This window comes from Pseudonocardia sp. McavD-2-B, assembly GCF_024124365.1.
Taxonomy (GTDB): Bacteria; Actinomycetota; Actinomycetes; order Mycobacteriales; family Pseudonocardiaceae; genus Pseudonocardia; species Pseudonocardia alni.
On the sequence record NZ_JAMXSG010000185.1, the window covers coordinates 1 to 11,856 of the forward strand.

12 protein-coding genes are annotated in these 11,856 nt (G+C 72.9%); 7 read left to right on the forward strand and 5 right to left on the reverse strand.

The window, feature by feature from the left end; genetic code table 11:
* Positions 1-675 (reverse strand): bifunctional adenosylcobinamide kinase/adenosylcobinamide-phosphate guanylyltransferase (locus NH602_RS21250; protein ID WP_253068718.1); only part of this gene is annotated, 675 nt, incomplete at its 3' end.
* 42 nt (positions 676-717) lie between these two features.
* Between NH602_RS21250 and NH602_RS21255 the strand changes: the two genes are divergently transcribed.
* On the forward strand, positions 718-1,332 hold the full coding sequence (locus tag NH602_RS21255; RefSeq protein WP_073574147.1) for a VOC family protein: 615 nt from the start codon (positions 718-720) through the stop codon (positions 1,330-1,332).
* Positions 1,333-1,356: 24 nt separating this feature from the next.
* On the opposite strand, the gene NH602_RS21260 is transcribed toward NH602_RS21255, so the two are convergent.
* A complete protein-coding gene (locus tag NH602_RS21260) occupies positions 1,357-2,022 on the reverse strand; it encodes a DUF3043 domain-containing protein (RefSeq protein WP_073574146.1) in 666 nt (221 codons plus the stop codon).
* Between the two features lie 38 nt (positions 2,023-2,060).
* Here NH602_RS21260 and NH602_RS21265 point away from each other — a divergent pair, with 38 nt between their 5' ends.
* The 3 genes from NH602_RS21265 to NH602_RS21275 all read left to right on the forward strand — a co-directional run bounded on the left by NH602_RS21265 (position 2,061) and on the right by NH602_RS21275 (position 4,733).
* Positions 2,061-3,176, forward strand: coding sequence for a glycerate kinase (locus NH602_RS21265; protein WP_073574145.1), 1,116 nt, complete (start codon positions 2,061-2,063; stop codon positions 3,174-3,176).
* 125 nt (positions 3,177-3,301) lie between these two features.
* The gene (locus tag NH602_RS21270; RefSeq protein ID WP_062395963.1) at positions 3,302-3,673 is read left to right on the forward strand and encodes an iron-sulfur cluster assembly accessory protein; all 372 of its coding nucleotides are present in this window, start codon (positions 3,302-3,304) and stop codon (positions 3,671-3,673) included.
* 124 nt (positions 3,674-3,797) lie between these two features.
* A complete protein-coding gene (locus NH602_RS21275; RefSeq protein WP_100880531.1) occupies positions 3,798-4,733 on the forward strand; it encodes a carbohydrate kinase family protein in 936 nt (311 codons plus the stop codon).
* 66 nt (positions 4,734-4,799) lie between these two features.
* On the opposite strand, the gene asnB is transcribed toward NH602_RS21275, so the two are convergent.
* Positions 4,800-6,746: an asparagine synthase (glutamine-hydrolyzing) gene (asnB, locus tag NH602_RS21280; RefSeq protein ID WP_043282739.1), complete on the reverse strand. Its 1,947-nt coding sequence runs from the start codon at positions 6,744-6,746 to the stop codon at positions 4,800-4,802.
* A 294-nt stretch (positions 6,747-7,040) separates the two neighbouring features.
* On the opposite strand from asnB, the gene NH602_RS21285 reads away from it, so the two are divergent.
* Entirely contained in the window at positions 7,041-7,991 is a 951-nt protein-coding gene (locus tag NH602_RS21285) for a cytochrome c oxidase subunit II (protein ID WP_073574142.1), read from the forward strand.
* A gap of 17 nt (positions 7,992-8,008) precedes the next feature.
* The gene (locus NH602_RS21290) at positions 8,009-8,407 is read left to right on the forward strand and encodes a cytochrome c oxidase subunit 4 (protein WP_062395961.1); all 399 of its coding nucleotides are present in this window, start codon (positions 8,009-8,011) and stop codon (positions 8,405-8,407) included.
* A 170-nt stretch (positions 8,408-8,577) separates the two neighbouring features.
* Here NH602_RS21290 and NH602_RS21295 read toward each other — a convergent pair whose 3' ends face one another.
* Both NH602_RS21295 and NH602_RS21300 read right to left on the reverse strand, forming a co-directional pair.
* Positions 8,578-9,537: a hypothetical protein gene (locus tag NH602_RS21295; protein ID WP_253068719.1), complete on the reverse strand. Its 960-nt coding sequence runs from the start codon at positions 9,535-9,537 to the stop codon at positions 8,578-8,580.
* 196 nt (positions 9,538-9,733) lie between these two features.
* Complete coding sequence (locus tag NH602_RS21300) at positions 9,734-10,891, reverse strand: acyl-CoA dehydrogenase family protein (protein ID WP_253068720.1); 1,158 nt, start codon at positions 10,889-10,891, stop codon at positions 9,734-9,736.
* 139 nt (positions 10,892-11,030) lie between these two features.
* Here NH602_RS21300 and NH602_RS21305 point away from each other — a divergent pair.
* Positions 11,031-11,856: sensor domain-containing protein (locus NH602_RS21305; protein ID WP_253068721.1), on the forward strand; the 826-nt coding region annotated here is incomplete at its 3' end.

Below are 11,856 nucleotides of genomic sequence, written 5' to 3' on the forward strand. Positions count from 1 at the left end.
GGGTGCGCCTGCTCCCGCTGCGTCGAGCCCGGAGGCGGGGCCCGCCAGGACGGGACCGGCGTGTGTCCCCGCGGCCGACGCCGTGGGGCCGGGTGTCGGGGCGACACCGGCGCCCGGCTCGGTGACGGCGGGAGTCGGCAGGGTGAGCGCCCGCCCCGCCACCACCAGCACGACGTCGTCGCACACCCGCGCGACGGCGGCGTTCAGCTCACCCAGCCGGTCACGGAACAGCCGCCCGGCGCGGGTGTCCGGCACGACTCCCAGCCCCGTCTCGGCGGAGACCAGCACCAGCGGTCCCGGCGCGGCGGCCACCGCGGCGACCAGGCCGTCGACGGCGGCGTCGACCGTGGCGGGCACGACCGGGGCGTCCCAGGCGCCGGCATCGTCGAGGACCCCGGTCAGCCAGGTCGCCAGGTCGTCGACCAGCACCGGGCCGGGCCGGGCGAGTGCGGTCGCCAGCTCGGTGCCGCCGACCTCCTCGGTGGTCCAGTGGGCGGGACGCCGGGCGGCGTGCGCGGCGATGCGCGCGTCCCAGTCGGTGTCGCCGGGGATCCGCCGGCCGGTCGCGAGGTAGCGGACCGCCGCGTCGTCGCCGAGCAGTTCCTCGGCGTGCCGCGACTTGCCGGAGCGCGTGCCCCCGAGGACGAGCGTCCGCAGTTCGACGGGAGGAGTCACGCCGCACATCGTGTCCTACCGGTCCCCGGTAGCGTCGCGAAGGTGCTCGATCATCTGGTCCTGGCCACCCCCGACGTCGACGACACCGCCGCTGACCTGGCCGGACGTCATCTCCACACGCTCGAGGGCGGGCCGCACGTCGGTGTCGGCACCCGCAACCGGCTGGCCGGGATCGGGCCGGGCCGGTACCTGGAGGTCGTCGGCCCCGACCCCGCCCAGGACGAGCCGGGCGCACCGCGCCCGTTCCGGATCGACACCCTGACCGCACCCGCGCTGGTGACCTGGGCGGTGCGTGTCGACGACCTCGACGCCGCGCTCGACGCGGCCCGCGCCGCCGGGCACGACCCGGGACCCGCCCGGGACATGTCCCGTAGGCGCCCGGACGGCACGCTGCTCGCGTGGCGGCTCGCGTTCCCGCCCGACGACGCGGGTGGGGTGCTGCCGTTCCTCATCGACTGGGGCATCACCCGGCACCCGTCGTCCGACCTGCCGGTCCCGGCGAGCCTGCGCACGCTGCGCCTGACCCACCCCGAGCCGGAGCGGGTGACCGCACTGCTCGACGCGGTCGGTGCGGGTGGGGAGGCCGAGGTCGTCGCGGGGGAGACGCCGTCGCTGCAGGCCGTGCTGGACCTGCCCGGCGGGCCGCTCGTGCTCTGAGAGCAGGGGCCCGCCGGGACGGTGTCAGACCGTGTCGCCGCGCTTGACGCGCGGCTTGGGCACGCGCATGCGGCGCGGCTGGGTGGCGCGGGAGAACGCGTACCACCCGGTGCCGAGGCCCTTGATCTCCTCGTCGGGGAACTTCGCGCGGGCCTTCTTCAGGACCTGCATGCCCAGCAGCGTGCCCTCGACGACCATCACGATCAGCATCAGGAACGTGAACAGCGTGACGTACTGCTGGATCACCGGGTTCTGGATCAGCGCGGCGACCAGCACGAGCGCGGCCAGCGGCAGGAACAGCCCGATGACGTGCGGGCGCGAGTCGACGATGTCGCGCACGTACGCCCGCACCTTGCCGCGGTCGCGGGGGAGCAGCACGCGGTCGTCGCCGGCGTCCATCCGCTTGCGGCGCTCCAGTGCCTTCGCCCGGCGCTCGTCCTTCGACGGCCGGGTGGCGCGGGCCAGCTTCGCGGCCTCCCGCTGGGTACGCGGCGGGGGCGGCGCGGGACCGCGCCGCCTGCCCTCGGCGTCACGGCGCTTCGGTGTCGCCCGGCCCTTGCCGGGGGTGGTGTGGGGACGCGAGCGGGTCGCGCCCTCGTCCTCCGTCTCCGCAGCGTCCGTGCCCGCCGGGGACTCGACGGCCGTCTGACCGGCCTGGTCGGAGCTCTCGGAGCGGCGCAGGAACCTCACAGGTGTCCACAATACGGGCCGCCGCTAGCCTGCCCCGCATGCGCATCGTGGTGGCTCCCGACTCCTTCGGCGGAACCCTCAGCGCACGGGAGGCGGCCGAGGCGATCGCCGCGGGCTGGCGGCGCGGCGTGCCGGGCGCCGACGTCGCGATCGTCCCCCTCGCCGACGGCGGCACCGGCTTCGCGGAGGTCCTGCACACCGCGCTCGGCGGGACCGTGCACGAGCTGGAGGTCACCGGTCCGCTCGGTGACCCGGTGACCGGGTCCTGGCTGCGCGTCGGCGACACGGCCTACCTGGAGTGCGCCTCGGCGTGCGGGCTGCACCACGTCCCGCGCGAGGACCGGGTCCCCGGGGTCGCCCGCACCGCGACGACGTCCGGGGTGGGGGAGCTGCTCGCCGCCGCCCGCGACGCCGGCGTCACGACCGCCGTCGTGGGGCTCGGCGGGTCCGCCACCACCGACGGCGGCGCCGGTCTGCTGGCCGCGCTCGGCGCCGTCCCCGTCGACGACGACGGCCTCCCGCTCCCGCCCGGCGGCGCGGCCCTGGACTGCTGTGCCCGTCTCGACGGGGCCCCCGACCTGGGTGGAATGACCCTGGTGGCGGCGAGCGACGTCGACAACCCCCTGCTCGGACCGCATGGCGCCGCCGCCGTGTTCGGTCCGCAGAAGGGCGCCGACGACGCCGCCGTCGCCGAGCTGGACGGCGCGCTGACCGTGTTCGCCGGGGTGCTCGCCGACCTGGCCGGGCGCGAGGTGCGCGACCGGCCCGCCGCGGGCGCCGCGGGTGGTCTCGGCGCCGCGCTGCTCGCCCTCGGCGCGCGCGTCGAGTCCGGAGCCGGACTGGTCCGCGATCTGGTCGGCCTCGACGCCGAGCTGGACGCCGCCGACCTGGCCGTCACGGGGGAGGGCAGCTTCGACTGGCAGTCGCTGCGCGGGAAGCTGATCACCGCCGTCGCCCGGGGTGCGGCCGACCGCGGGACGCCGTGCGTGGTGCTGGCCGGTCAGGTCAGTGTGGGCCGCCGGGAGGCCGCGGCGGCCGGGGTCGACGCGGCGTTCGGGGTGGCGGAGGAGTTCGGCCTGGAGGCCTCGATGGCGGACCCGGCCGGGACACTCGCCGACCTGGCGGAGCGTGTCGCACCGCGCTGGAGCCGGTGAGCCCCGTCACCCGTCCGTCGGCGATTCGCACGGTCTCCGCACGGATGCGGACCGGCCCGACGTCGTACTATGGATTCCGACGCCCGGTGGGAACAGGGCGGACCACGCACGTTGTTGGGAGAGTCATGACCGTTGACAACACCTTGGACGCGGGCGCGACCACGGAGCAGACGCACGGCGTGGAGCTGACCGACTCCGCTGCCGTCAAGGCGCGCACCCTGCTCGAGCAGGAGGGCCGCGACGACATGCACCTGCGCATCGCCGTGCAGCCCGGTGGCTGTGCCGGCCTGCGCTACCAGCTCTTCTTCGACGACCGGTCGCTCGACGGTGACCTCTTCCGTGACTTCCACGGTCTCAAGGTCGGCGTCGACCGGATGAGCGCCCCGTACCTGCAGGGCGCCACGATCGACTTCGTCGACACCATCGAGAAGCAGGGCTTCACGATCGACAACCCGAACGCGGGCGGCTCCTGCGCCTGTGGCGACAGCTTCAACTGACGTCGCACAGCAGCACCTCCGAAGGGCCCCGCCGGTGATCTCCGGCGGGGCCCTTCGCCGTGAGTGACGTAGGGTCCCCGGTGTGCCTATTGCCGTGACGGGTTCGATCGCCTCCGACAACCTCATGCATTTCCCGGGGAAGTTCTCCGAGCAGATCCTGGCCGACCAGCTGGACCGGATCTCGGTCAGCTTCCTGGTCGACGACCTGACGGTCCGCCGGGGCGGCGTGGCCGGCAACATCGCCTTCGCGCTCGGTGTGCTCGGCCAGAACCCGGTGCTGATCGGCGCCGTCGGTGCCGACTTCGCCGAGTACAAACAGGTCCTCGACGACCTGGGTGTCGACACCTCCGGGGTGCACACCCACGACGACGTCCACACCGCCCGCTTCGTCTGCACCACCGACGACGACATGCGCCAGATCGCGTCCTTCTACACCGGCGCCATGGCCAAGTCGAAGGAGATCGAGCTCGCCCCGATCGCCGAGCGCGTCGGCGGGTTCGACCTGGTGCTCATCGGTGCCAGCGACCCCGAGGCCATGCTGCGCCACACCGACGAGTGCCGCACCCAGGGCTACCCCTTCCTCGCCGACCCCTCCCAGCAGCTCGCCCGGATGGAGGGCCCCGAGGTCCGCCGCCTCATCGAGGGCGCGACGTACCTGGTCACCAACGACTACGAGTACGAGTTGCTGCTCAAGAAGACCGGCTGGAGCGCAGAGGAGGTCGACGCGAAGGTCGGCACCCGGATCACCACCTTCGGCGAGAAGGGCGCGGTGATCGTGGAGTCCGACGGCACCGAGACCCGCGTCGACGTCGTCGCGCCGACCGAGCAGGTCGACCCGACCGGTGTCGGCGACGCCTGGCGCGCCGGGTTCCTGACCGCCCTCGGCGGCGGCCTGTCGGTCGAGCGCTCGGCGCAGCTGGGAGCGCTCATCGCGACCTACGTGCTGGAGTCCGACGGCCCGCAGGAGTGGACCTGGGACCGCGACGCCGCGCTGACCCGCCTGGCCGACGCGTTCGGCGAGGCCGCGGCCGACGAGCTGCGCGCAGTCCTGCCCGCCTGACCCCCTCCGGACGCCGACGGGCCGGCACCCCTCAGGGGTGCCGGCCCGTCCGTCATGCGGGACCGCTCAGATCTTGACCGGGTAGGTCGGGGTCGGGACCTCCGGCACGATCCGCTTCTCGACGAAGATCCCGTGCCACAGCAGGAAGACCAGCACCGCCCAGATCCGGCGGGAGTGGTCGACCGGGCCCTCGCGGTGCGCGTCGAGCATGCGGTGCACGGCCTGCAGGTCGATCAGGTGCCCGGCACCGGAGTTCTGCAGGATGTCGCGCGCCCAGGCGTACATCTCGTCGCGCAGCCAGTGCCGGATCGGCACCGGGAAGCCGAGCTTCGGCCGGTTGAGCACGTGCGGCGGGATGATGCCCTCGCAGGCCCGGCGCAGCGCGTACTTCGTGGTGCCGTTCGAGCCGTGGGTGATCTTCTGCGACTGCGGCAGCGACGAAGCGATGTCGAAGACCTCGGGGTCGAGGAACGGCACCCGCAGCTCCAGCGAGTGCGCCATCGTCATCTTGTCGGCCTTGACCAGGATGTCGCCGCGCAGCCAGGTGAACAGGTCCACGTGCTGCATCCGGGCGACCGGGTCCCAGTCGTGGCTGGCGAAGTAGTGCGGCGCCGTCACGTCCTGGTGCGACACCCGCGGGTCGTAGCCGCGCAGGACCTCGTGCAGCTGGTCGTCGCGGAAGATGCGGGCGTTGCCGTAGTAGCGCTGCTCCATCGACAGCGACCCGCGGCGCAGCAGGTCCTTGCCCCGCATGCCCTCGGGCATCTTGCGCGACGCCCGGCGCATGAGCGGCTTGAGCGTGCCGGGGACCTTCTCGAACGGCGACAGCGACAGCGGCTCGCGGTAGATCGAGTAGCCGCCGAACAGCTCGTCGGCGCCCTCGCCGGACAGCACGACCTTGACGTGCTGGCGGGCCTCGCGGGCGATGAACCACAGCGGGACCAGCGCCGGGTCGGCGACCGGGTCGTCGAGGTACCAGATGATGAGCGGCAGGGCCTCCATCATCTCGTCCGGCTTGACGGTGCGGACCACGTGCCGCACGCCGATCGCGGCGGCGGACTCGGCGGCCACGTCGACCTCGGAGTAGCCCTCGCGCTCGAACCCGGTGGTGAAGGTGATCAGGTTCGGGTTGTGCTCCTTGGCGAGCGCCGCGATCGCGGTGGAGTCGATCCCGCCGGACAGGAACGCACCGACGGTGACGTCGGCCCGCATGTGCTTGGCGACCGAGTCGCGCAGCACGTCGGCGATCTCGCCGTGCACGATCGCCTCCGCCTCGGCGCTGGCCGGGGCGTGGCTGGGCAGCGAGATGAACTTCGGCGCGAAGTAGCGCTGGTGCAGCGGTTCCTCGCCGGGGCGCACGGTGACGTGCGTGCCGGACTCGACGCGCGAGATCATCCGGTGCAGCGACATCGGCTCGGGCACGTACTGCAGGGTCAGGTAGTGCTGCAGCGCGGCCGGCTCCAGGTCCAGCCCGATCTCCAGCTCACCGGCCAGCGACAGCAGCGACTTCTTCTCGCTGGCGAACGCGGTGCCGACCGGGGTGGTGGCCAGGAACAGCGGCTTGATGCCGAACGGGTCGCGGGCCAGGAACAGCTCGCGCTCCACGACGTCCCAGATGGCGAAGGCGAACATACCGCGCAGGCGCTGCACGGCGTCGGGGCCCCAGTAGTGGAACGCCGCGACGATGACCTCGCCGTCGCCGTCGGTGGCGAACGCCGCGTCGTAGGTCTCGATCAGCTCCTCGCGGAGCTCGAGGTAGTTGTAGATCTCGCCGTTGAAGACGATGGTGTAGCGGGTGTCCTCGCCCGGCACCGGCCCCCAGTGCAGGGGCTGGTGGGAATGGTCCACGTCGATGATCGACAACCGGTTGAACCCGAGGACGAGGTCGTGGTCGTTCCACGTCTCGCTCTCGTCGGGCCCCCGATGCCGCGCACAGCGCAGCCCGTCGGCGATCGGGTCGACCCGGGTCGCGGCGTCCGCCCCGGCGGTCAGCAATCCCAGCAGTCCGCACACACCGATCAGTATGCCGAGTCAGCCGGACGGGTCTCGCGCGCCCCGGTGCGAAACGGTCTTCCCGCTGCGAGACTGCCTGTTTCCCCTGCGGCGGTGACGACGTTCACGCCCTGTCCGGGAACCCCCGGGGGGCGCGGCCCGACCGGGGTTCGTCTAGGCTCTACGCGAGGTCGAAGACGGTGCTCCATACGGGTGGCACATGATCCCCTTCGACCGCGGTGTCGTGACGGCGGAGCAAGGAAGAACGTGCTGGCAGTGCGGCGTACGCAGGAGACGACAGGAAGGCGGCGTGCAGTGGCCCGAACCGAAGGCCGCTCCCGGATCGCCCGGGCGGCGAAGGTGGCCGTGGTCGGCCTGCTGGCGACTCCGGCTCTGGCCGGTTGCTCGGTCCAGGAGGTCATCCGGTTCGGGTGGCCCGAGGGGGTGACTCCCGAAGCCGAGTCGATGCGCAACCTGTGGACCTGGTCCGCGATCGCGGCGCTGGTCGTCGGTGTCATCACCTGGGGCGCCATGTTCTGGGCGATGATCCTGCACCGGAAGCGCAAGGACGACGACGGCTCGCTGCCGCGCCAGACGCAGTACAACCTGCCGGTCGAGCTCGTCTTCACGGCGATCCCCACCGTCATCGTGGCCGTGCTCTTCGGCTTCACGGTGAACGTGCAGAACTACATCGACAAGGAGAACCCGACCGCGGGTGGCCCGGCCGACCTGCGGGTCGACATCGTCGGGTTCCAGTGGAACTGGGAGTTCTCCTACCCCGACGAGGCCGGCCAGGGCGGACGCCCGGTGAGCACGCTGGGGACGAGCGACACGATCCCGATCATGGTCCTTCCGACCGACCGGTCGATCCAGTTCACGCAGCGCTCGCCCGACGTGATCCACTCGTTCTACGTGCCGGAGTTCCTCTTCAAGCGCGACGTCTTCCCGTTCCCGGAGCGGAACGAGCAGGACAACAGCTACATCATCGACCGGATCGACCGTGAGGGCGCGTTCGTCGGTCGTTGCGCCGAGCTGTGCGGCACGTACCACTCCCAGATGAACTTCGAGGTGCGTGCCCTGGAGCCCGCGCTGTTCGACCGGTACATCCAGCTCCGCAAGGAGACCAACCCGCAGACCGGGCAGGCCTACTCGACCGGCGAGGCGCTGCAGGCGCTGAACTGTGGCGAGTGGTGCGCGCCGGAGGCGATCAGTACGCAGCCGTTCTCGACCGACCGCGGCCAGCTGGCCGCGCAGGTCACGGGCTGAGGGAGGACGCGCACCCCATGAAGATCGAGTCCCGGCTCTTCGAGATCGTCACCGGCTTCTTCATCCTGGCCGCGCTGGCGTACATGTTCATCGCCGGTGAGGTCGTCGGCGTGACCGCGCTGTGGCTGACCGCGGGTCTGTCGCTGATCGTCGGCACGTACTTCCGGTTCGTCTCCCGCCGCCTCGAGGAGCGCCCCGAGGACAACCCCGAGGCCGAGGTGTCCGACGGTGCCGGCGAGGTGGGCTTCTTCTCCGCCGGCAGCTACTGGCCGCTGGGTCTGGCCGCCGCGGCCGCCTTCGCCGCCCTGGGTGTGGCCTTCTGGTACGCCTGGATGATCGTCATCGGCATGACGCTGGTGCTGATCGCCGTCGGCGGCCTGGTGTTCGAGTACCACCGGGGCCCCGCCGCCCACTGATCGACCGCAGCACACGACGGCCCCGCCCGGGGATCCCGGGCGGGGCCGTTCGTCGTCCCGGCTGCTGCCTCTCACGTCCGCGGCCCTCCGGGCCTGCCCCCAGGGGAACTCTCGTGGCTTAGAGCGCTACGAGAGTTCCCCTGGGGGCACCTCCGGGGCCGCCCCGCGGCTCAGGCGGCGTCGTCGAGGTGGACGACGTCGGGACGGGGCTGGGCGAGAGCGCGGGCGTGACATCGACGTAGCTCGTCGACGATCTCGGCCGGTCGTCGTCGCAGGTCGGACGGCAGCGTCTGGACCACGACGACACCGTGCCTGCTGAGGGCGGCCCGCCTGCGCACGGTGCGGGCGTAGTCCTCCGGGGAGAGGTGGAACTCGATCGAGTCGATCTCCCAGGCGAGACCCGCCTCCGGCCACCAGAAGTCGACGACGGCGATCAGGACGCCACGCCGGTCGGCCAGCCGGACGTTGGACCGCGGCACCGGCAGACCGCTGCGGAGAACCAGCTTCCGCGCCCTGGCCTCGGCCACGGAGCGCACCCCCGCGGTCATCTCGCCGAGGACCGCCCGGGGCAGGGCGACTCCCCGGCTGCTGCAGACAGCCAGCTCCTCCCGGAGCTCGTCGATCGTGCCGTGCCCGTGTTGCAGGAGATCGGCGAACAGGTCCCGGACGAAGTCGCGATCGCGGGAGCACCGAGCCGCGTCGACCGCAGCGCGGACCACCGGTGCGACCGGGTGCCGGCGTGCCCCCGGGACCGGCAGACGCCGCGTCCGTTCCGTCCGCACCACCGACCACCTCCCGCGACGACGGTCGTGCGGGACGAGCACGTGCACCGGGCCGTGGGGCGACGGCGCGGTGCGCACCCCGTGCAGGTGCAAGGCGTCGAGCCCGGTCAGCATCGCGTCCGGCCCGGCGACGATCAGCGCTGCCCGCTGCCGGTCGTCACGGACCACGGAGCCGTTGGACAGCTTGACGACCCCGGGACAGAGACTGCGCCACGGCCCGCCCGGCCGGCAGCGGCGGGCGATCGTCCGGCGGTCCAGGCCCAGCCTCTCGAGCTCACGGACCGGGACGACGGGCTCGCGGAGCTCGGACAGGACCTCAGCGGGTGACGGAGCGCTGCGTCGGGGCACCCGACCAGCGTGCCCCCGTCCGGCCCCGCAACCGGGACGACTTCCTCCCCTGTGGACAACCATCCTCGCGCCGCTCCCGCCCGGAGCTGCCCCGAGTGTCACTTTCGTGGCTTAGAGCGCTACGAGAGTGACCCTGGGAGCTACCCGGAGGGCGGGGGCGGAGTGGTGCGGGGGCGGTGTGGGGCGCGGGGTGCGGTCAGCCCCGGGCGGCGCGGCCGAGCGCGTCGCGGGCGATGATGACCTGCTGGATCTGGCTGGTGCCCTCGTAGATCCGGAAGAGCCGGGCGTCGCGGTAGAACCGCTCGACGGCGACGCCGCGCATGTAGCCCGCCCCGCCGTGCACCTGCACCGCGCGGTCGGCGACCCGGCCCACCATCTCCGAGCAGAAGTACTTCGCGGCAGCGGGCCCGGAGACCATGTCGGTGCCGTCGTCGAAGCTGCGGGCGGCGTCGAGGACCAGTCCGCGGCCCGCGCGGGCGTCGGTCACCGAGTCCGCGACCAGGCCCTGGACCAGCTGGAACCGGGCGATCGGCTTGCCACCCTGCTCGCGGGTGCGGGCGAACTCGACGGTCTCGTGGACCAGCCGGTCGGCCATCCCGACGCAGACCGCGCCGATGTGCAGCCGGCCGTGGGCGAGGCACTTCGCGGCGACGAGGAAGCCCTTGTCGATGCCCTCCTCGCCGCCGACGACGTTCTCGAACGGGACGCGGACGTCGTCGAGGTACACGTCGGCGGTCCAGGCGCCGAACTGGCCCATCTTGTGGTCCTTCGGCCCGACCGAGAGGCCGGGGGTGCCCTTCGGGACGAGGAAGGTGGAGATGCCGCGGTTGCCGGGGGCGTCCGGGTCGGTCCGCGCGAACACCATGATCACGTCGGCGACGGGGGAGTTGGTGATGTAGCGCTTGGAGCCGTTGAGGACCCAGCCGTCGCCGTCGCGGACGGCCCGGGTGGTGAGCGAGGAGGGGTCGGAGCCCGCGTCGGCCTCCGTCAGCCCGAACGAGGCGGTGACCTCGCCGGAGGCGAGCCGGGGCAGCCACTGCTTCTTCTGCTCCTCGGTGCCGCCCTCCAGCAGCACGTGCCCGGCGATGCCGTTGTTGGTGCCGAACAGCGAGCGCAGCGCGGGGGTCGTCCAGCCGAGCTCGAACGCGAGGCGGACCTCCTGCGAGGCGGTCAGGCCGAGGCCGCCGTACTGCTCGGGGATGGTGAAGCCGTAGAGGCCCATCTCCTTGCACTGGGCGACGATGCGCTCGGGGACGGCGTCCTCGGCGTCGATCCGCTCCTCCTCCGGCACCACCTCGGTGCGGATGAAGTCACGGACGGAGTCCAGGACGTCGGTGAGGTCGGCGGGGTCCACGGGCACACCTTCTCGCGTCGTCGCGTCTGTTACCGAGGGGTAGCTCACCATGTCGCCCCCGTCCCACGCGACCCCGGCGGGGTGTTCGTCACCGCCTATCCTCGGGGTGCACCCGTGCCGCGCCGAGCAGGAGGACCGCATGTCCGAGGAGCCGGCCGACCGCGACCTCGCCACCCGCCCCCGCCCCGCCCCCGACGAGCCGGGCGGCAGCCACCTGGACCCGCACCTCGTCCGCGCGCTGGAGGGCTGGGGCAACGGCGCGTTGCGCGAGTACCTGCTGCGCGACGGCGGCCTGCACCTGCCGCACCCGCCGGGCTGGCCGTCGTCGTGGCCGGGGCGCACCCGGCTGGGCGCCCAGATGGCCTACCTGCTGACCGGGCTGCCGCTGGCGGTCGTCAGCGGGGTCGTGGTCCTGGTCGGGCTGGTGCTGGGCGCGGGGACGTTCGTGATCTGGATCGGGCTGCCGATCACCGTCGGGCTGCTGGCCGCGGCGCGCGGGTTCGCCGAGCTGGAGCGCCGGGCCACCGAGGCCGCGACCGGCGGCCCGCTCCCGCCGCACCACTACCGGCCCAACCGCGGGCGCTCGCTGATGGGGCGGCTGTTCCGGGCCCTGGCCGACCCGCAGAGCTGGCGCGACGTCGCGCACGCCGTCACCGCGCTGCCGGTGCGGACGGTGACCGCGGCGATCGCGCTGGTGTGGTCGGTCACCGGCCTGGGCGGGCTGTTCTACGTGTTCTGGCAGTGGTCGCTGCCGCGAGGGCCGAACAACTGGACCCTGTTCGGCTCGATCACGGGCATCGACTCCACCCTCGGCGACGTCGCGCTCAACACCGGGCTCGGCGTCCTGCTGCTGATGACCCTTCCGACCGTCGTGCGCTGGCTGACCGACGTGCGCGCCCTGCTCGCCCGCGGCCTGCTCACCAACCAGACCGCCGCGCTGCGGGCCCGCGCGCTGGCGCTGGCCG

Excerpts from the sequence above, each read along its gene's own strand:
- NH602_RS21265 (WP_073574145.1), top strand. The coding sequence starts at position 2,061 with ATGCGCATCGTGGTGGCTCCCGACTCCTTCGGCGGAACCCTCAGCGCA.
- NH602_RS21270 (WP_062395963.1), top strand. The coding sequence starts at position 3,302 with ATGACCGTTGACAACACCTTGGACGCGGGCGCGACCACGGAGCAGACG.
- NH602_RS21275 (WP_100880531.1), top strand. The coding sequence starts at position 3,798 with ATGCATTTCCCGGGGAAGTTCTCCGAGCAGATCCTGGCCGACCAGCTG.
- NH602_RS21290 (WP_062395961.1), top strand. The coding sequence starts at position 8,009 with ATGAAGATCGAGTCCCGGCTCTTCGAGATCGTCACCGGCTTCTTCATC.